Here is a 20,509-nt window from a genome sequence, read left to right on the forward strand (position 1 = left end):
CGGGTCTTGCGGTGGGCCACCATCCGCTCACCCGAGGGCCGTCAGGACCGATGCTGGCGTACGGGTCGTCTCCGAAGCCCAGTAGTCGGTATCGATCGCCGCGTTCTGCGCGGCATAGAACCGACGGCGCTTCTCGGCATCGGCCGGATCTTCGACATATGCGGAGGCGGCTCGGGAAACGTGTTGCGCGTGTTGATCACCGATCCAGCGCAACACCTGCCCGGCCTCGGCCTCGGAGTAGCCGGCCGTTTCCTCACCAGCCGCGACCTTCTGCAGGTAGTTCAGCTTCGCCCGGGTGGGCGCGGCAAGGTAGTCCTCGCCGGCCCGCCGCGCCGCGCCCTGTAATTCGATGCCGTCACGACCCAATGCGTAGCCGAGCGCGGCACGTTCCAGTTCCGCACGCGCCGCGGACGAATCCATCGCGGAGGCGTAGGTCGATGCCGCGACGACCTCGGCCAGATTCTTATCGGTCAGCGAGACATCCCCGGCATGTTTGGCCACATACCCACGCGCTTCCACGGCCCGCTGGATCATATCCTCGTCGGTGAAACCCGCACCGCGCAGCGAGGCCGCGACCTGGCCGAGGAAGGCCCCACCGCCGACGAGCACGCCGTCGACCGCGGCCGCCGCGCCACGCGCGGTATCCACCCCGCCGCGCCCTGCCTCCGCCGACAGCGCGACAGCATCGCGGGCGGCATGCGAGAAATGCAGACGGTCCAGGTAGGCGTGGGTGAACAATCCGTCGGGCCCACCGATTTTCGCACCGTTCCAGCGGGCGTTCCACGCGCCCCACTGGTCGACCTGCGCCCGCTGGCGGCTCACCGAATACGGTTCCAACGGCCGGACCCGATTGAACAGCCACGCCGATGCCGGACTGGAGTTGAGCGTGCTCAGCGCGGCTGCCCCGGCGATCAACCCGAGGCCGGGTATCCCGGTATCGCCCGGACCGCTCGCACCCGTACCCAGTGCCGCCGGCGCGCCGCCACCGGACCCGCCGCCCGGCCCCTGTTGCAGCGCAAGCGAAAACCGGTTCACGATCCATTCGTTGCCCTGGTGCAACGCGGCGGCCAACCGCCGGAACTGCAGGATGCCCACGACTTCCACCACCGCCCCGAGAATCAGCACCGCCATGGTCTGCCCACGCGCCTGATCGAAAAGATTACCCAGGAACAACACATACAGGCCCAGGTAGATCACATAGACCGCCATCATCGCGGCACCGTAGAAACTGTCCACGAGATTGCGTACGAGAAAGGTCTGGGTGGGGCCGTAGACGAAACCGCCGGCCGCGAAACCGAAGATCGCCGCGAAACCGTGGAATATGGAATCGAGTGCCGACCAGATGATCTTCACCGAGAGATACACCCCGAAGGCGAGCAGGATCGCGGCACAGAGCAGCATGAGCAGACCCGAACCCACCTGTCCCATAGTGGGATTCCGGGTCGCGTGGTAGGCCGCCGTGGCGCCGCAGGAACGCAGCCCGGATACGACGGCCGATTCCGAACCCGACCGCATACCCGCCGACCAACCGGCCTCGCACGCCGGATAGTCGTCGATCGTATGCCCGAAATTCCACACCTGCAGCGGCCGGCGCGCGAAATTGTCCGCCAGAGTGTTCTGCATGGTGGCCACGAGACCCGCGGTATCGGGAGTGGAATTCCCGTTCAACCCGGCGGCAACCGCGATACCGAGATCGCGACCCTGGGAAAGCAGTCCATGGGACGACAGCACATCCTCCAGCGGTGCGGCCAGGAATGTCGGGCCGATCACGGCCACCGCCACCATCGTCACCGCCTGGGTGGCCGCCCGGGCGTGGAAACCGCGCACCACGAACCAGGCGACGATGAACGCGCCGATCGATGCGGCGACGATCAGCAGCACCGGAATACCGAGTTGCCCGGTGAGGCTGTCGGCGACCCCCGAGAGCGCCGCACCGAACGGGTCGAGCCAGTGAAAACTCATCGTATAGCCGATCACCCAGACCGCACTGGTGACGATGACGATATACCCGGCGAATTCGAGACCGAGCACTACCGCGACAGCCGTCTCCAAAGGTTCGAACAGACTGCCGTCGAAGGTGACGAACTGATAGTCGGTGAGCGCCACGCCCCGCGAATCCCGGACATTCATCCAATTCAATGCCGGGAAACCGGCATTGGCGACCGAGGTGGCGTCCCCGGCGGCCAGCGCGCTCGCACCGAGCACGGCCGGGAGGACGAACAGCACCGTCCCGATCACCGCCAGCCGGCGCACCCAACGTCGCCGGCGATCCACCACCGCCGGCTTCGCGGCGTCGTAGGCCGCGCGCATACGATCGAAGCGGGCGGGCAGTGGGATTCGGAGTGCCATGGATCCTCCGGGGTCGACGCAGCGGAAACTGCCGACAACTCCGGCGAGCAGTGCGCAGCAACGGTATTCAGCGCTGTTCGGACACACGACATATCTGCGCAATGTGATCGAAATACCGGGTTAACCCTGCGCCCCCGGCCGGGCCCGATGGCCGGCGCACCCCGTATACGCATTCGGCCCCCGCTCCGGAAAGAGCGGGGGCCGAATGTTCGTCGAGAACCGATTACCGGTAGTCGCTGAATCCGTAGTCGTCCAGCGGTACCGCGGCACCGGTGGTGGTGCCGAAGCCCTCCGGGCTGTAGTAGGTGTCGTCGTAGGACGGCACCGCGTACGCCGCGGCCCGGGCCTCCTCGGTCGGCTGAACCTGGATGTTGCGGTACCGGTTGATACCGGTACCGGCCGGGATCAGCTTACCGATGATCACGTTCTCCTTGAGGCCGATGAGCCGGTCGGAGCGGCAGTTGATGGCCGCGTCCGTCAGGACTCGGGTGGTCTCCTGGAAGGACGCCGCCGACAGCCACGAATCGGTGGCCAGCGACGCCTTGGTGATACCCATCAGCACCGGACGGCCGGCCGCGGGCTCGCCGCCCTCGGCCACGACCCGCCGGTTCGCCGCCTCGAACTCGGCGCGCTCGGTGAGCGAACCGGGCAGGAACTCGGTGGCACCCGAATCGATGATCGTCACCCGGCGCAGCATCTGGCGGACGATGACCTCGATGTGCTTGTCGTGGATGGACACACCCTGGCTCCGGTAGACCTCCTGGACCTCGTGGACCAGGTGGATCTGTACCTGCCGGGGGCCCATCACGCGCAGCACCTCGTGCGGGTCCGCCGCGCCCTCCAGCAACTGCTGGCCGACCTCGACGTGGTCGCCGTCGGACAGCAGACGCTCGGTGCCGTCGTCGTGCTTGAACACCCGCAGGCGCTGACGCTTGGAGAGCTTGTCGTAGACCACTTCGTCGCCACCGTCATCGGGGATGATGGTGATCTTGTAGAAGCGGTCGTCGTCCTCCAGGCGCACCCGGCCCGACACCTCGGCGATCGGCGCCTTGCCCTTGGGCACGCGGGCCTCGAAGAGCTCCTGCACACGCGGCAGACCACCGGTGATGTCGTCACCGGCGACACCACCCTGGTGGAACGTACGCATGGTCAGCTGGGTACCCGGCTCACCGATGGACTGGGCGGCGACGATACCCACGGCCTCGCCGATATCGACCAGTTTGCCGGTCGCCATCGAACGTCCGTAGCACACCGCGCAGACCCCGGTACCGGTGCCGCAGGTCAGCACGGAGCGGACCTTGACCTCGGTGATCCCGGCGTCGAGCAGCGCCTCGATGGCCGGATCGCCCAGGTCGGCGCCCTTGGTCACCACCACGTTGCCGGCGGCGTCGAGCGCGTCGGAGGCGAGCGTACGAGCGTAGGCGGAGGTCTCCACATGCGCGTCGCGGATCATCGTGCCGTCGGCGAGCTTCTCCGCGATGTGCACGACGATGCCGCGCTCGGTACCGCAGTCGGTCTCCCGCACGATCACGTCCTGCGACACGTCCACCAGACGACGGGTCAGGTAACCCGAGTCGGCGGTACGCAACGCGGTATCGGCCAGACCCTTACGCGCGCCGTGGGTGTTGATGAAGTACTCCAGAACCGTCAGGCCCTCACGGAACGAGGACTTGATCGGCCGCGGGATGAACTCACCCTTCGGGTTCGTCACCAGGCCCTTCATACCGGCGAGGGTACGGGTCTGGGTGAAGTTACCCGTGGCGCCCGAATCGACGATCGTGATGATCGGGTTATCGGCCGGGTAGTGCGCGCGCAGCGCCTTACCCACCTCTTCGGTGGCTTCCTGCCAGATCTTCACCAGGGCGTTGTTGCGCTCCTGGTGATCGAGAGCACCACGCTGGTACTTCTTCTCGATCTGGTCGGACTGCGCCTCGTAGCGCTCCATGATCTCGGTCTTCTCCGGCGGCACCAGCACGTCGGACATGGAGACCGTGACACCCGAACGGGTGGCCCAGTGGAAACCGGCGTCCTTGAGCTTGTCGACGGTCTGCGCGACCACGATCATCGGGTAGCGCTCGGCGAGATCGTTGATGATCGTCGCCTGCCGCTTCTTCGGCATCTGCTCGTTGATGAACGCGTAGTCCGCGGGCAGCAGTTCGTTGAACAGCACCCGGCCCAGCGTGGTCTGCGTGGTCCAGGCGTCACCGCGCCGCCAGCCCTCGGGGAACAGCTCCGCTTCGACGTCCTTCGGCGGACGCTGATCGGTCAGCCGCACCTTGATCATCGAACGCACGGTGAGCTCACCGCGATCGACCGCCATCTGCGCCTCGGCCGGCGAGGAGTACACGCCCTGCTCCGGGCCCTCGGCGGTCGCCGGCTGGTACTCGCCCTTGGCGCCCTCTTCGTGGCGGGTCAGGTAGTACAGGCCGGTCACCATGTCCAGACGCGGCATGGCCAGCGGGCGACCCGACGCCGGGGACAGGATGTTGTTCGAGGACAGCATGAGGATGCGGGCCTCGGCCTGTGCCTCCGCCGACAGCGGCAGGTGCACCGCCATCTGGTCACCGTCGAAGTCGGCGTTGAACGCCTCACAGACCAGCGGGTGCAACTGGATGGCCTTGCCCTCCACCAGCTGCGGCTCGAAGGCCTGGATACCCAGCCGGTGCAGGGTGGGCGCACGGTTGAGCAGCACCGGGTGCTCGGCGATGACCTCTTCGAGGACGTCCCACACCTGCGGCCGCTGCCGCTCCACCATCCGCTTGGCGGATTTGATGTTCTGCGCGTGGTTCAGGTCCACCAGCCGCTTCATCACGAAGGGCTTGAACAGCTCCAGCGCCATCAGCTTGGGCAGACCACACTGATGCAGTTTCAGCTGCGGGCCGACGACGATGACCGAACGGCCGGAGTAGTCGACACGCTTACCGAGCAGGTTCTGCCGGAACCGGCCCTGCTTACCCTTGAGCAGGTCGGACAGCGACTTCAGCGGGCGGTTGCCCGGGCCGGTGACCGGCCGGCCGCGGCGGCCGTTGTCGAACAGCGCGTCCACCGACTCCTGCAGCATCCGCTTCTCGTTGTTGACGATGATCTCGGGCGCACCGAGGTCGATCAGTCGCTTGAGGCGGTTGTTGCGGTTGATGACCCGGCGGTAGAGATCGTTCAGGTCGGAGGTGGCGAAACGGCCACCGTCGAGCTGGACCATCGGCCGCAGCTCCGGCGGGATCACCGGTACGGCGTCGAGCACCATGCCCATGGGCGAATTGTTGTTCGCCTGGAAGGCCGCCACGACCTTGAGCCGCTTGAGCGCACGCAGCTTCTTCTGGCCCTTACCGCTGCGGATGGTCTCGCGCAGCGATTCGGCCTCGGCCTCGATATCGAAGTTCTCCATCAGCTTCTGGATGGACTCCGCGCCCATCGCGCCGGTGAAGTACTCGCCGTAGCGGTCGGTGAGCTCGCGGTAGAGCGCCTCGTCCACGATCAGCTGCTTGGGGGCCAGCTTGGTGAAGGTGTTCCAGATCTCCTCGAGCCGGTCCAGCTCGCGCTGGGCCCGATCGCGGAGCTGCTTCATCTCGCGCTCGCCGCCGTCTTTGACCTTGCGGCGGACATCGGACTTGGCACCCTCGGCCTCGAGCTCGGCGAGGTCGGCCTCGAGCTTCTGCGCCCGGGCCTCGAGGTCGGCGTCACGCTGATCGACGACGGTCTTCTTCTCGACCTCCATCTCCGCCTCGAGGGTGGACAGCTCGTTGTGCCGCATCTCCTCGTCGACGCTGGTGATGACGTAGGCGGCGAAGTAGATGATCTTTTCCAGATCCTTCGGCGCCAGGTCGAGCAGGTAGCCGAGACGGCTCGGCACACCCTTGAAGTACCAGATGTGGGTGACCGGGGCGGCCAGCTCGATATGGCCCATCCGCTCGCGGCGCACCTTCGCGCGGGTCACCTCGACGCCGCAGCGTTCACAGATGATGCCCTTGAAGCGGACGCGCTTGTACTTACCGCAGTAGCACTCCCAGTCCCGGGTGGGGCCGAAGATCTTCTCGCAGAACAGGCCGTCCTTCTCCGGCTTGAGCGTGCGGTAGTTGATGGTCTCCGGTTTCTTCACCTCGCCGTAGGACCACTGGCGGATGTCGTCGGCGGTGGCCAGGCCGATCCGGAGTTCATCGAAGAAGTTGACGTCTAGCACGTAACTTCCTTTCCCCTGTGCGGGTCGAATACGAGCAAAAGTTCTCTATTGGTTCGTACGCATCCGCCGGATGCCGAACCGTTTCGGGATCGGCATCCGGCGAGAGCCCTAGTTCGCCAGATCGTCGACGGTGGCCGCTTCGTTGCGGGACAGGTTGATGCCCAGGTTGGCCGCCGCCCGCTCCAGGTCCTCGTCGTCGCCGTCGCGCATCTCGATGGCGGCGCCGTCGGAGGACAGCACCTCCACATTGAGGCACAGCGACTGGAGTTCCTTCAGCAGAACCTTGAACGATTCCGGAATGCCCGGCTCCGGAATGTTCTCGCCCTTGACGATGGCCTCGTAGACCTTGACCCGGCCCACCACGTCATCGGACTTGATGGTCAGCAGTTCCTGCAGGGTGTAGGCGGCGCCGTAGGCCTGCATGGCCCAGCATTCCATTTCGCCGAAACGCTGACCACCGAACTGCGCCTTACCACCGAGCGGCTGCTGGGTGATCATCGAGTACGGACCGGTCGAGCGGGCGTGGATCTTGTCGTCGACGAGGTGGTGCAGCTTCAGGATGTACATGTAGCCGACCGCCACCGGGTAGGGGAACGGTTCGCCGGAACGCCCGTCGAACAGTGTCGCCTTACCGTCGTCACCGACCATGCGCTCGCCGTCGCGGTTGGGCAGGGTCGAGCCGAGCAGACCGGCCAGCTCTTCCTCGCGCGCACCGTCGAAGACGGGCGTGGCGATATTGGAGTCCGCGGGTGCGGCCAGCATCTCTTCCGGCAGCGCCTGGGCCCAGTCGGGCCGGGCGCCGTCGGTGGCGACATCGACCTTCCAGCCTGCCTTGCCGATCCAGCCCAGATGGGTCTCCAGGATCTGGCCGATGTTCATACGACGCGGCACACCGTGGGTGTTCAGGATGATGTCGACCGGGGTGCCGTCCGGCAGGAACGGCATATCCTCGGTCGGCAGGATCTTGCCGATGACACCCTTGTTGCCGTGGCGGCCGGCCAGCTTGTCGCCGTCCTGGATCTTGCGCTTCTGCGCCACGTACACCCGGACCAGCTCGTTCACGCCCGGAGGCAGATCGTCGTCGTCGTCCCGGGAGAACACCCGGATACCGATGACCTTGCCGGATTCACCGTGCGGCACCTTCAGCGAGGTATCGCGCACCTCGCGGGCCTTCTCACCGAAGATCGCGCGCAGCAGCCGCTCCTCCGGGGTCAGCTCGGTCTCACCCTTCGGGGTCACCTTGCCGACCAGGATATCGCCGTCGCGGACCTCCGCGCCGATACGCACGATGCCCCGCTCGTCCAGATCGGCCAGCACCTCGTCGGAGACGTTCGGGATGTCCCGGGTGATCTCCTCGGCGCCCAGCTTGGTGTCGCGAGCGTCGATCTCGTGCTCTTCGATATGGATCGAGGTGAGAACGTCGTCCTCCACGAGGCGCTGCGACAGGATGATCGCGTCCTCGTAGTTGTGACCCTCCCACGGCATGATCGCCACGAGCAGGTTCTTGCCGAGCGCCATCTCACCGTTCTCGGTGCACGGGCCGTCGGCCAGTACCTGACCGGCCTCGACACGCTGGCCCTCGTCCACGATGGGCCGCTGGTTCGCGCAGGTGCCCTGGTTGGAGCGGGCGAACTTGCGCATCCGATAGCTCTTGCGGGTGCCGTCGTCGGCCATGACCGTGACGTAGTCGGCGGAGACCTCCTCCACCACACCGGACTTCTCGTTCACCACCACATCGCCGGCGTCGACGGCGGCACGCAGTTCCATACCGGTACCGACCAGCGGCGCCTCGGAACGGATCAGCGGCACGGCCTGACGCTGCATGTTCGCGCCCATCAGGGCACGGTTGGCGTCGTCGTGCTCGAGGAACGGAATCATGGCCGTGGCCACCGACACCATCTGGCGCGGCGAGACGTCCATGTAGTCGACCTCGGCCGGGGCGACGAACTCCATTTCCTCGTTGCCGCGGCGGGCCAGTACCCGCTCGTCGAGGAAACGACCCTCCGCGTCGATCGGCGAATTCGCCTGGGCGCGGATGTGCCGATCCTCTTCGTCGGCGGTGAGGTAGACGACCTCGTCGGTCACCCGGCCGTCGACGACCTTGCGGTACGGCGTCTCGATGAAGCCGAACGGATTGATCCGGGCGTACACCGCCAGCGAACCGATCAGGCCGATGTTCGGGCCTTCCGGGGTTTCGATCGGGCACATCCGGCCGTAGTGCGACGGGTGCACGTCGCGCACTTCCAGACCGGCCCGCTCACGGGACAGACCACCGGGGCCCAGCGCGTTCAGACGGCGCTTGTGGGTCAGGCCCGACAGCGGGTTGTTCTGGTCCATGAACTGCGACAGCTGCGAGGTGCCGAAGAACTCCTTGATCGCCGCCACGACGGGGCGGATGTTGATCAGGGTCTGCGGGGTGATCGCCTCGACGTCCTGGGTGGTCATGCGCTCACGCACGACACGTTCCATACGCGAGAGGCCGACGCGGATCTGGTTCTGGATCAGTTCACCGACCGTGCGGATACGACGGTTGCCGAAGTGGTCGATATCGTCGACCTCCACCGGTACCTCGACCCCGCCGGGGCCGGTCATCAGGCGATCGCCCTGGTGCAGACGCACCAGGTACTCGATGATGGCGACGATGTCGTCCTTGGTCAGTACCGAACCCTGGACGGGTACGCCGGGGTTGATACCCAGCTTCTTGTTGATCTTGTAGCGACCCACGCGCGCGAGGTCGTAGCGCTTCTCCTTGAAGAACAGGTTCTCCAGCAGGGTCTGCGCGGCTTCCTTGGTGGGCGGTTCGCCCGGACGCAGTTTGCGGTAGATATCGAGCAGCGCCTCGTCCTGGCCGGCCGTATTGTCCTTCTCCAGGGTGGACATCATGATCTCGGAGAAACCGAATCGCTCGGCGATCTCCTCGTTGCTCCAGCCGAGGGCCTTGAGCAGAACGGTCACCGGCTGACGGCGCTTGCGGTCGATCCGCACACCGACGGTGTCGCGCTTGTCGACATCGAATTCCAGCCACGCGCCGCGGCTCGGAATCACGCGCACACTGTGCAGATCCTTTTCGGTGCTCTTGTCCACCGAATGGTCGAAGTACACACCCGGCGAACGCACCAGCTGAGAGACCACGACGCGCTCGGTGCCGTTGATGATGAAGGTGCCCTTATCGGTCATCATGGGGAAATCACCCATGAACACCGTCTGGCTCTTGATCTCACCGGTGTTGTTGTTGATGAACTCCGCGGTGACGAACAACGGCGCCGCGTAGGTCATATCCTTGTCCTTGCACTCTTCGATAGAGGCCTTGACCTCTTCGAAGCGCGGATCGGAGAAGGACAGGGACATCGCCCCGGAGAAGTCCTCGATCGGGGAAAGTTCCTCGAGGACCTCCTCGAGCCCGCCGGCCAGCCCGACGTCACCGCGAGCGGCGGCCCGTTCACGCCATTCCGGCGTGCCGACGAGCCAGGCGAAGGATTCCGTTTGTAGATCGAGAAGTCCGGGCACCTCCAGCGGCTCCCGGAGCTTCGCGAAAGACACCCGCAACGGAGCCCCGGGAATACCCCCGGCAACTCCCAGCTTCGTATTGGCGCTTGTCTGGGTGGAGACTGCCAAGATGCGTCCTTCCAGCACCTCACGCGCGTCGCGTGGTGGTCCGCGACCGTCGCTTGTCTGCTACGTTTTTGGATTCTCGCTGGTCACAACCCGAACGAGACTCGAACAGCAAACAACGGAAGCAACACCGGAAGGGTGGGACTTTCGTAGTGCGATCAAGGTAATGGACAGGAGGCAGCCAGCGCAACGTCCAAACCTACACCTACCTATACGGAGGTGTCAAAGTACCACCCCGGCGAGCCGTTGCGCGGCTGACGCGCCGGGCCGGTTTCGCTGGCCGCGTTCCGGGCTCCGGGCACCTCCGCCGATAACGGATTCGGCGCTGGCGATCGTCCACTATCGCCGACGGCTGATGCCGCCACCAATAGCGTGACTGGTCCGGCGAAACTCGTCAAGTGGCCGTGCCGACCTGCCGCTGTGCCGGCCCGCCCGGCGCGTTACAAGATCATCGGCAACCGGTCCCGGTGGGCGGATACGACCGGTCCCGGACGGGCAGAAGACCCCTGCACCCGCCTTCCCTCGAGGACCCTGGACGACAAAACAGCGCGCCGGGTGCGAAACCCGACGCGCTGCTCTCGGAACAAGCTTTTTACAGCTTGGGGTACTGCATGGTGTCGAAGTCCGACCCCGGGAAATCGGTGCCCGCCGCAGCGCCGCTCGCCTGCTGGCCGGAGTTGTAGGACATCACCATGGTCTCGTCGTTCTGGTCGAGCGAATCACGGATGGCCACCTGCGCGGCATGCGGCAGTGTGTGCATGATCTCACGGACGCGGTCCTTACGCCGCTGCACCGCCTGGCGCACCGGCATACCCGGAGTGGCGCGCATCTGCGGGATGATGCCCTCCACCTCTTCGGCACCACCGTGATGGTGACCGGCATCGACGAGCGCCTGCTCGCGGGCCATCTGCGCCTCGTCCTTCTCCTCGCTCATCCCGATCGGGCCGATCATGCGGCCGTTGAGGAACTGCTTGACCACCGGCTCCTCGCTGGTGAGCAGCACCTCCCGGGGGCCGAACATCACCAGCTGCCGCCGGAACAGCATGCCGATATTGTCCGGTACGGTACGGGCCAGGTTGATGTTGTGGGTCACGATCAGAATCGTGGCGTCGATCTGCGCATTGATATCGATGAGCAGCTGGCTGAGATACGAGGTACGCACCGGATCCAGGCCGGAGTCCGGCTCGTCGACCAGGATGATCTGCGGATCGAGAACGAGCGCGCGAGCCAGACCGGCGCGTTTGCGCATACCGCCGGAAATCTCACCGGGCAACTTTCCCTCGGCGCCGAGCAGACCGGTGAGCTCGAGTTTCTCCATCACGATCTTGCGGATATCGGACTCGGATTTCTTGGTGTGCTCACGCAGCGGGAAGGCGACATTGTCGTAGAGATTCATCGAACCGAACAGTGCCCCGTCCTGGAACAGCACACCGAACAGTTTCCGGATCTCGTAGAGCTCCTTGTTGGAGCAGGTGGTGATATCGGTACCACCGATGAAGATGGAGCCGCGCTCCGGCCGCAACAGGCCGATCAGCGATTTCAGGAATACGGATTTACCGGTACCCGACGGGCCCAGCAGCGCGCTGACCTCCCCGGCAGGCAGGGTGATCGAAACGTCCTGCCAAATCCGCTGTGAACCGAACGACTTGGTTACACCCTCGGTCCTGACCTCGACGCCCACGCCAACCTCCACATTTCTCAGCGAGCCACCCACTCGGCACCACGGACCCGGCAGCGGTGCGTCACGTCACAGTGGGTCCGGTCACTGTATCGCATGGTGTCCGCTCAGCACACCCGACCTGACCGAAGAGTAACCAGGGTTGCCGCTCCCCGGAGCGCGGAATCACCGTTAACCAGCGCGGGAGAAGCCGCTGACCGGGACGAGAAAACGGGCGGCCCCGGAGAGGGACCGCCCGTTTCGGCTGTGCCGGTCGCTACTACTTGACCGTGACCTTGGCGCCCGCGCCTTCCAGCTTCTCCTTGGCGGCGTCGGCGGCTTCCTTGGCGACCTTCTCCAGGATGGGCTTCGGCGCACCCTCGACGAGGTCCTTGGCCTCCTTCAGGCCCAGGCCGGAGACGATCTCACGGACCACCTTGATGACCTGGATCTTCTTGTCGCCGGCACCCTCGAGGATGACGTCGAACTCGTCCTGCTCCTCGGCGGCCTCGGCGGCGGCCGGGGCGGCACCGGCGGCCGCGACGGCGACCGGAGCGGCGGCGGTGACCTCGAACTTCTCTTCGAACTTCTTCACGAAGTCGGAGAGCTCGAGCAGGGTCATGTTGCCGAAGGTTTCGAGCAGCTCGTCAACGTTGGCCATTGTTGTTTCCTTTCGATAGTGAATGTCTGTGCGGGCGAGCCGGTATCGACCGTTCCGCGAAAAGGGATACGGCGGTTACGCCGCGGTGGCTGCGCCGCGGTGTTATTCCGCGGCGGCTTCGCCGCCCTCGGCCTGCTTCTTCTCCTGCAGCGCGGCGGCCAGGCGGGCCACCTGCGAGGCGGGAGCGTTGAACAGACCGGCGGCCTTGGCCAGATTGCCCTTCATGGCACCGGCCAGCTTGGCCAGCAGTACCTCGCGGGACTCCAGATCGGCGATCCGCTCGACCTCGGACACGGACAGCGGGGCGCCATCCATGTAGCCGCCCTTGATGACCAGCGCCTTGTGATCCTTGGCGAAGGTCTTCAGCGCCTTGGCCGCGTCGACCGGCTCACCGGAGATGAACGCGATCGCGGTGGGTCCGACGAACAGATCGTCCAGACCCTCCACGCCGGCCTCGGCCGCGGCGCGCTTCACCAGGGTGTTCTTGGCGACGGAGTACGTGGCATCGGCACCGAGCGCACGACGCAGTTCGGTGAGCGCACCGACGGACAGACCACGGTATTCCGTGACGACTGCGGCCGTCGAGCCCTTGAACTGCTCGGCGATCTCCGCGACCGCGGCAACCTTTTCGGGTTTCGCCATACTTCGCCTCCTCTCTGATGTCGGTATGGATATGCCCTACCGAATCAGGGGCCGGCGAAAGAACAAGCGCCCCGGACGCAGAGCGTTCCGGGGCGCACAAGAAAACAGGCACCGGGCCATTGCCCGTGCTGCGTTCCCAGCCTCGGCTCTCCCTGCGTGGGCCGCCGGCACTCTCGCCGGACCTTCGACCGATTCCTACGGAATCGGCGACCAACGGTCTTCGGTAGAACGGATTGGGTGGTGTCGAAACTGTCGACAACCTTGCCGAGCATACCCGGGTACCGGTTCATCCGGCAAAACGGGGGTCTTCTCATCCCGGCTGTGGTCTCCGGCCCGGTCATCCGGCCGCACGTCCGCCGCCGCGGGAAGCGACCGCCACGCCGGCCCGGAGACGACGATGGCCGGTCCGGAGAGTCCCGGACCGGCCACACTGTCGTTCAGCGAACGCCTCAGGCGGTCGCGTCCTCGTCGAGGAGGTTGCGGGTGCGGTTCGGGTCCACCGGGATGCCCGGTCCGGTGTTCGTCGAAACCGTCACCTTCTTGACGTAACGCCCCTTGGCGGTCGACGGCTTGGCCCGCAGGATCTCGTCCAGCGCCGCACCGTAGTTCTCCACCAGCTTGTTGTCGTCGAACGACGCCTTACCGATGACGAAGTGCAGGTTGGCCTGCTTGTCGACGCGGAAGTTGATCTTGCCGCCCTTGATGTCGGCGACCGCTTTGGTCACATCGGTGGTGACCGTGCCGGTCTTCGGGTTCGGCATCAGACCGCGCGGGCCCAGCACACGCGCGATCCGGCCGACCTTGGCCATCTGGTCCGGGGTGGCGATCGCGGCGTCGAAATCCAGCCAGCCGCCCTGGATCCGCTCGATCAGATCCTCGGCGCCCACCGCGTCCGCACCGGCGGCCTCGGCCTCGGCGGCTTTCTCACCGGCCGCGAACACGATCACACGGGCGGTCTTACCGGTGCCGTGCGGCAGGTTCACGGTGCCGCGGACCATCTGGTCGGCCTTACGGGGATCGACACCGAGCCGGATGGCGACCTCGACGGTCGCGTCCGTCTTGGTGGTGGCGGTCTCCTTGGCCAGCCGCGCGGCGGCCAGCGGGGAGTAGAGCTTGCTGCGATCGACCTTCTCGGCCGCGGCGAGATACGCCTTGCTTCGTTTTGCCATGTTTCTCTGTCCTGTTCCTGTCGGCGACGTTCCCGGGCGTTCCGTGGCTACTCGAGCAGCCACCCACGCGCCCGGCGCTCACGCCGCAAAAGTCGTGGTTCAGCTGTGGTTACCGGGCCTGGCCGGCCCTCCCACCGAAAGCGGGATCGCGATTGACTGCGCTACTTCGGCCTGTTACCTGATGGAGGCGAAGCCCGCAGGAAGGCGGAGGTATCGCCTACGAACGGCGGAGGCCGTAGCGAAGGCGGAGGTATCGCCTCTCAGCCTTCGACGGTGATACCCATCGAACGCGCGGTCCCGGCGATGATCTTGGCCGCCTGATCGATATCGTTGGCGTTCAGATCTTCCTGCTTGGTCTTGGCGATCTCACGCACCTGGTCCATGGTCACGGTGGCGACCTTGTTGCGATGCGGCTCGGCCGAGCCCTTCTGCACACCGGCGGCCTTCAACAGCAGCTTCGCGGCCGGCGGGGTCTTCAGCTTGAAGCTGAAGGACCGGTCCTCGTATACCGAGATCTCGACCGGGATGACGTTACCGCGCTGCGATTCGGTCGCGGCGTTGTACGCCTTGCAGAACTCCATGATGTTGACGCCGTGCTGACCGAGCGCCGGACCGACCGGAGGAGCCGGGTTCGCGGCGCCGGCCTGGATCTGAAGCTTGATGATCCCGGCGAGCTTCTTCTTCTTGGGGGGCATCTTTCTTTCCTAGTTGTGTGAAGTTCCTTGCTCTCTGCAAGTTCCGGCCCGGGACGCACCATCCCGGGAGGCACAGGCGCCGCCGCTAGATCTTGGCGACCTTGGTGAATTCCAGCTCGACCGGGGTTTCGCGACCGAAGATCGAAACCAGCACCTTGAGCTTCTGCTGTTCGGCATTGACCTCGGAAATGGTCGCGGGAAGCGTCGCGAACGGGCCGTCCATCACCGTCACCGATTCGCCGACCTCGAAATCGACCTCGATGGCGGGCTTGGCGGCGACCTCACCGACGGTTTCCGGGGTGGCCGCGGCGGCGGGCGCCGGCGCCTTCTTCTGCTGCGACGCCGGAACGAGGAATTTCACCACCTCGTTGATGGTCAGCGGCGACGGGCGCGAGGTCGCGCCCACGAACCCGGTGACGCCCGGGGTGTTACGCACCGCACCCCAGGACTCGTCGTTCAATTCCATCCGCACCAGGATGTAGCCGGGCAGAACCTTACGGTTGACGTTCTTGCGCTGGCCGTTCTTGATCTCGGTGACCTCTTCGGTGGGCACCTCCACCTGGAAGATGTAATCCTCCAGATCCAGGTTCTGCACACGGGTCTCGAGATTGGTCTTCACCTTGTTCTCGTAGCCGGCGTAGGAGTGGATGACATACCAGTCGCCGGGAGCACGCCGCAGAGCGGCTTTCATCTGCTCGACCGGGTCCGGCTCTTCCGCCTCGGCGGATGCGGGTGCGGCCTCGTCGGCAGCCACGGGCGCGGCGTCGGACGCCGGCTCCTCGACGAACGCGCCGGCTTCCTCGGCCGTCTGATCGTCGACCGGGAACTCGTCGGTGGGGTCGTTCTCCGGGGTGCTCACTGGGCACTCGCTTCCTGTGTCGTCACGTGCATCCTCTGCGTGCCGGGTTCGGGCGCGGCGTTCGGTCTGGTCTCCGGCCCGCGGCGCGGGTCGGTACCGGCCTCCGGTGTCGCCCGGCTAACCGAACAACCAGTCGACACCCTTGATGAACGCCAGATCCAACCCGCTGATGAACGCGACCATGAAGACCACGAACACCAGAACAACGGTCGTATAGGTGATCATCTGCTTCCGGTTGGGCCAGATAACCTTCCGCAGTTCCGCGATCACCTCACGCAGGAACTTGATCAAACGCTTGAACGGATTCCGTGACCGTTCGCGTTCGGCCCGGCCGACCTTCGATTCGGCCTTGCGTACAGGCCGATCGATGGTCGCGAGAGAACCGGTATCGGACGCGCCCGACGAGGCGGACCGGCTCCGGCGAGCGGAGCGCTTTCCGCTCGGCCGCTGCACGGCGGCGGAGTCATCGCCGTCGTCGGCGCCGTATCCGCCGCGGCGAGTGTCCCGCTCGTCGGTCACGTCGATCCTCTCTCATTGCCGGCATCGAAGGCAGGGGCGACAGGACTCGAACCTGCAACCGCCGGTTTTGGAGACCGGTGCTCTACCATTTGAGCTACGCCCCTTCGGCTGGAACAACACTTCCGCGAGGTACCAGCCACACTGCACTATTCAATTATCGGCGTGGTGTCACACAACACGCGCGCTGCCTCGGCACGTGCCGGCCCCGTCGGCGGGCCGGTTCGCACCGGTTCATCCCCGAGCCTACAGCCGGTGTGGCCGACGCTCGAGAACCCCGCCTGGAACCAGCCTCGCAGAGCAGCGCGCATCGGCTGGTGACCCCAGAAACCCGAGTGTACGGCACGGCCGGTGACAGAAGCCAATCAGGGCCGCCGGTCCAGGTCAGGACAACTGGACGGTAGCGGTGGCCCGGCCGAAAATCTTGCGACCCCCCGACTTCGCCACGATGGCGATCGCGGCTGTCCTGGTCTGCGGATCGACCGATTTGATCTTGCCGGTGAACTCCACCTCGGCGGGTTCGGTGGCGCTCACGAACACGGGGCTGGTGAACCGTACGCTGTACTCCTTCACCGCCCCCGGATCGCCGAGCCAGGAGGTGATGAAACCGCCACCCAGCCCCATGGAGAGCATGCCGTGCCCGACGCAGTTCTCCAGACCCACGAGCTTGGCCACCTCCTCGCTCCAGTGGATGGGGTTGGCGTCGCCGGAGACGCCGGCGTAATTCACCAGGTCGCCGCGGGTGAGCTGAACGATCCGCGGCGGCAGCTCGTCCCCCACCGAGACCTCGTCGAAGGAACGCGCGAAGCGACTGCGCTCCAGCTCGCGCGCGGGCAGCGTCGGGGCGACCGCACGCGAGCGGGGGGTGTACTGCGGCGCGGCGGAATCCATCCCGTGCATGAGCACCTTGCCGACGGCCTCGTTCAAGTTGGGATCGATATCGCCGCCGCTGCGGCCGACGAGCGTCGTATAGGTGGTGAGCACCACCTCGTCGTTCTGGTTGGTGACGATGTTCTTGGTGACGATGATGTCGCCGCCGAAGGCCTGCCGGAACGAATGCAGGTACACATCACAGATCAGGTGGTCACCGACCAGGATCGGCCGGTGGAACTCCAGGATCTGGTCGGTCTGCATGATCTGACTCAGGTCGTAGCCGGTGACGACCGTTTCGAAGAGTTTGCGCTGGGCCAGAATGCCGACGAGCGAAATGAAGGTGAGCGGGGCGACCAGACCGTCGTAGCCGTACTCCAGGGCGGCGTCCTCATCCCAGTGCACCGGATGAGCGTCCTGGACGGCGCGCGCGTATTCGCGCACTTTCTCGCGGCCGACCTCGTAGTAGTCGTCCACGCGATAATGGTGCCCGACCATCGCGGCCGCGTGAGCGGCGGCATCGAACTCCGTCTTCGTCGCGACCGCTTCGTCTGTTCCGGTGTTGATTGTCACGGGAGGACTGTACCTATCTGACCCCGCAGCACGGAGTCTGCATGGCGGCTGAGTCAACCCTGGAGATGATGGTGGCGTGAGCAGAAGGGCCGTACCGCCGCCGGTTCAGGACAACGGCTGCCGAGGCAGCCGGAAGATTCGATGGCTCGCGCGGTCATCGAAGCTGTGACGCCACTCGGGACGAACCCGTATCTACGGGTTTACGCGACGAATTCCCCGCAGCGGCTCGAACCGCTCGGGGAATTCCACCCCACCGCCGCGGACACGGCGGCGACGTCACTGATGAATCAGCGCGATTCCCGGTGCGCCCGGTGGGTACCGCAGTTCGGGCAGAACTTCTTCAGCTCCAGCCGGTCCGGGTCGTTGCGCCGGTTCTTCTTGGTGATGTAGTTGCGATGCTTGCACTGCTCGCAGGCCAAGGTGATCTTTGGCCGGACATCGGTGGACTTCGCGGCCACGATATGCCTTCTTTCCGGTCAACCAGAGGGTCAATCAGTATGGGTAGCGATGGCCGGACTCGAACCGGCGACACAACGATTATGAGTCGTTTGCTCTACCGCCTGAGCTACACCGCCTTATACGCCATCTGCGACGGCGACGTCGCGGCTTGGAGTGCCGAGTCGGACACCACCGGCAATCCGGCGAGCCCCCTAACGGAATCGAACCGTTGACCTTTTCCTTACCATGGAAACGCTCTGCCGACTGAGCTAAGGGGGCGCGACCTCTCCGCAGCGGGAAGCGATCAACTCGAACCCGTTGCCTCGAAGACTTGAACGAGAGTACACACTCACCGCCAAGAGCTCCAAACCGGGAGGTCAAAGGCTGTTTTCTGCCGATAAACGAACCACCCAACCGGCCTGCCGACAGAACGGGGGGACGAAAAAGCCCCCGCCGTTCTTCACCGGCGGGGGCTCATGGTGGCAGGTGTAGGATTCGAACCTACGTAGGCTTTCACCGACAGATTTACAGTCTGCTCCCATTGGCCGCTCGGGCAACCTGCCTCGTGCCGCACACCCTGGATCTCCTCGATCCGTTTCGAGTGCGCTGAGGCAGAATACAACGAACCCGCACCCCGAATGCAAACCCGCTGGCCAGACGGTGTGAACGAACACCCCATCATGTCCCGGCGGACACGGTGGCGCCGCGCTTCCGCGCCGACGGGGTAGCTTTTCTCAGCACGCAGGGTGATTCAACAGCGAACAGGAGCGCAGTGTGGCCGATTCATCATTCGATATCGTCAGCAAGGTCGAACGGCAGGAGGTCGACAACGCTCTGCACCAGGCCGAGAAGGAACTGAACACGCGTTACGACTTCCGCGGCACGGGCGCGGGGATCGAATGGTCCGGCGAGGACAAAGTGGTGCTCACCGCCGAATCCGAGGAACGGGTCAAGGCCGCGCTCGAGGTGTTCAAGGAGAAACTGATCCGCCGCGATATCTCGCTCAAGGCCTTCGACGCCGGCGAGCCCGTGGCCTCCGGCAAGACCTACAAGATCACCGGGTCGCTGGTGCAGGGGATCGACTCCGAACATGCCAAGAAGATCTCCAAGAAGATCCGTGACGAAGGCCCCAAAGGCGTCAAAGCGCAGATCCAAGGCGACGAACTACGGGTCAGCAGCAAGAAACGAGACGACCTACAGGCCGTGATCGCGCTGCTCAAGGGCGAGGATTTCGGGATCGCGCTGCAATTCGTGAACTACCGTTAGCCGGGCGCTAACGGTTCCGCGGCCCGCCGGCCAGCTGTTCGAGCCGGGCGATCCGATCGGCCATCGGCGGATGGGTCGAGAACAGGCGGGCCATCCGCTCCCCGGAACGGAACGGGTTGGCGATCATCAGATGCGATTGCGCGGTGAGCCGGGGTTCGGGCGGCAACGGCGCCGCCTGAACCCCGCGCTCCAGCTTGCGCAACGCCGAAGCGAGGGCGAGCGGGTCGCCGGTGAGTTCGGCGCCCGACTCGTCCGCCTGATACTCCCTCGAGCGCGAAACCGCGAGCTTGATCAAACCGGCCGCTATGGGCCCGAGCAGGGATACCAGGAGCACCCCGATCAAATTCGGGCCCGAACCGCCTCGGTTACCGCCGAACGCGGCCGCGAAATACGCGAAATTCGCGAGGCCGGAGATCACCGCCGCCATCGCCCCCGCCACCGACGAGATCAGAATATCCCGGTTGTAGACATGGGAAAGCTCGTGCCCCAGCACCGCACGTAGCTCCCGTTCATCGAGAATCTGCAGAATACCGCTGGTACAGCACACCGCGGCATGGCGCGGATCACGCCCGGTCGCGAAGGCATTCGGCGCATTCGTGGGACTGATGTAGAGCCGAGGCATCGGCTGCCGGGCCAGGGTGGCGAGCTCCCGCACGATTTTGTAGATCACGGGCGCCTCGATCTCGCTGACCGGCTGCGCACGCATCGCCCGCAGAGCGAGTTTATCGCTGTTGAAATACGCGTAACCATTCATCGCCACGGCCAGGACGACCGCAATGACGAGAACGGTGGTATTCCGGAACGCCGCTCCGGCCAGGACTATCAGCGCGGAAAGACCGACCATGAGCCCGAACGTTTTCACCCCATTGGCAAACCCATGCCCGTGCATAGCACTCCTGTATACGTGGCGCCGGCAGGCGCGGATCTCGGCCAGAACCGCTACTGCAGGACAACGTCCACCCTCCCACCCGAGTTCCTGTGTTTATTTGCGGCGCCTGCGGCGCCGCGGGTTCGGGGCCCCCTTG

14 protein-coding genes and 4 tRNA genes are annotated in these 20,509 nt (G+C 65.3%); 1 reads left to right on the forward strand and 17 read right to left on the reverse strand.

The features are described from left to right. Positions 1–27 precede the first annotated feature (27 nt). The 16 genes from ACYR7D_RS03310 to ACYR7D_RS03385 all read right to left on the reverse strand — a co-directional run bounded on the left by ACYR7D_RS03310 (position 28) and on the right by ACYR7D_RS03385 (position 18,781). The gene (locus tag ACYR7D_RS03310; protein WP_459548159.1) at positions 28–2,349 is read right to left on the reverse strand and encodes a hypothetical protein; all 2,322 of its coding nucleotides are present in this window, start codon (positions 2,347–2,349) and stop codon (positions 28–30) included. 223 nt (positions 2,350–2,572) lie between these two features. Continuing rightward, positions 2,573–6,526, reverse strand: coding sequence for a DNA-directed RNA polymerase subunit beta' (locus ACYR7D_RS03315; protein WP_459548160.1), 3,954 nt, complete (start codon positions 6,524–6,526; stop codon positions 2,573–2,575). A 108-nt stretch (positions 6,527–6,634) separates the two neighbouring features. Then, positions 6,635–10,159, reverse strand: coding sequence for a DNA-directed RNA polymerase subunit beta (gene rpoB / locus ACYR7D_RS03320; protein WP_459548161.1), 3,525 nt, complete (start codon positions 10,157–10,159; stop codon positions 6,635–6,637). Between the two features lie 571 nt (positions 10,160–10,730). Next, complete coding sequence (locus ACYR7D_RS03325; RefSeq protein ID WP_459548162.1) at positions 10,731–11,819, reverse strand: ABC transporter ATP-binding protein; 1,089 nt, start codon at positions 11,817–11,819, stop codon at positions 10,731–10,733. 256 nt (positions 11,820–12,075) lie between these two features. Then, on the reverse strand, positions 12,076–12,456 hold the full coding sequence (gene rplL / locus ACYR7D_RS03330) for a 50S ribosomal protein L7/L12 (protein ID WP_459548163.1): 381 nt from the start codon (positions 12,454–12,456) through the stop codon (positions 12,076–12,078). A 102-nt stretch (positions 12,457–12,558) separates the two neighbouring features. Beyond that, a complete protein-coding gene (rplJ, locus tag ACYR7D_RS03335; protein WP_063062912.1) occupies positions 12,559–13,098 on the reverse strand; it encodes a 50S ribosomal protein L10 in 540 nt (179 codons plus the stop codon). Positions 13,099–13,547: 449 nt separating this feature from the next. Further along, the gene (rplA, locus tag ACYR7D_RS03340; RefSeq protein ID WP_459548164.1) at positions 13,548–14,267 is read right to left on the reverse strand and encodes a 50S ribosomal protein L1; all 720 of its coding nucleotides are present in this window, start codon (positions 14,265–14,267) and stop codon (positions 13,548–13,550) included. A gap of 260 nt (positions 14,268–14,527) precedes the next feature. Further along, on the reverse strand, positions 14,528–14,962 hold the full coding sequence (gene rplK, locus ACYR7D_RS03345) for a 50S ribosomal protein L11 (RefSeq protein WP_459548165.1): 435 nt from the start codon (positions 14,960–14,962) through the stop codon (positions 14,528–14,530). An 85-nt stretch (positions 14,963–15,047) separates the two neighbouring features. After that, entirely contained in the window at positions 15,048–15,821 is a 774-nt protein-coding gene (nusG, locus tag ACYR7D_RS03350; protein WP_459548166.1) for a transcription termination/antitermination protein NusG, read from the reverse strand. 117 nt (positions 15,822–15,938) lie between these two features. Further along, on the reverse strand, positions 15,939–16,340 hold the full coding sequence (gene secE / locus ACYR7D_RS03355; protein WP_459548167.1) for a preprotein translocase subunit SecE: 402 nt from the start codon (positions 16,338–16,340) through the stop codon (positions 15,939–15,941). A 31-nt stretch (positions 16,341–16,371) separates the two neighbouring features. Continuing rightward, positions 16,372–16,444, reverse strand: a tRNA-Trp gene (locus ACYR7D_RS03360). Between the two features lie 277 nt (positions 16,445–16,721). Beyond that, positions 16,722–17,774, reverse strand: coding sequence for a fused (3R)-hydroxyacyl-ACP dehydratase subunits HadA/HadB (locus tag ACYR7D_RS03365; RefSeq protein WP_459549992.1), 1,053 nt, complete (start codon positions 17,772–17,774; stop codon positions 16,722–16,724). Positions 17,775–18,067: 293 nt separating this feature from the next. Continuing rightward, positions 18,068–18,238: a 50S ribosomal protein L33 gene (rpmG, locus tag ACYR7D_RS03370; RefSeq protein ID WP_011211653.1), complete on the reverse strand. Its 171-nt coding sequence runs from the start codon at positions 18,236–18,238 to the stop codon at positions 18,068–18,070. Between the two features lie 44 nt (positions 18,239–18,282). Then, positions 18,283–18,355 (reverse strand) — tRNA-Met (locus ACYR7D_RS03375). 69 nt (positions 18,356–18,424) lie between these two features. Further along, positions 18,425–18,497, reverse strand: a tRNA-Thr gene (locus tag ACYR7D_RS03380). A gap of 198 nt (positions 18,498–18,695) precedes the next feature. Beyond that, a tRNA-Tyr gene (locus ACYR7D_RS03385) sits at positions 18,696–18,781 on the reverse strand. A 211-nt stretch (positions 18,782–18,992) separates the two neighbouring features. Here ACYR7D_RS03385 and ACYR7D_RS03390 point away from each other — a divergent pair. Beyond that, positions 18,993–19,484: a YajQ family cyclic di-GMP-binding protein gene (locus tag ACYR7D_RS03390; protein ID WP_459548168.1), complete on the forward strand. Its 492-nt coding sequence runs from the start codon at positions 18,993–18,995 to the stop codon at positions 19,482–19,484. A 7-nt stretch (positions 19,485–19,491) separates the two neighbouring features. Here the strand turns inward: ACYR7D_RS03390 and htpX are convergent, their stop codons facing one another. Further along, positions 19,492–20,373 (reverse strand): zinc metalloprotease HtpX, encoded by an 882-nt coding sequence (gene htpX, locus ACYR7D_RS03395; RefSeq protein WP_459548169.1) that lies wholly within the window; start codon positions 20,371–20,373, stop codon positions 19,492–19,494. Positions 20,374–20,509 lie beyond the last annotated feature (136 nt).

Source organism: Nocardia sp. X0981 (assembly GCF_977089955.1).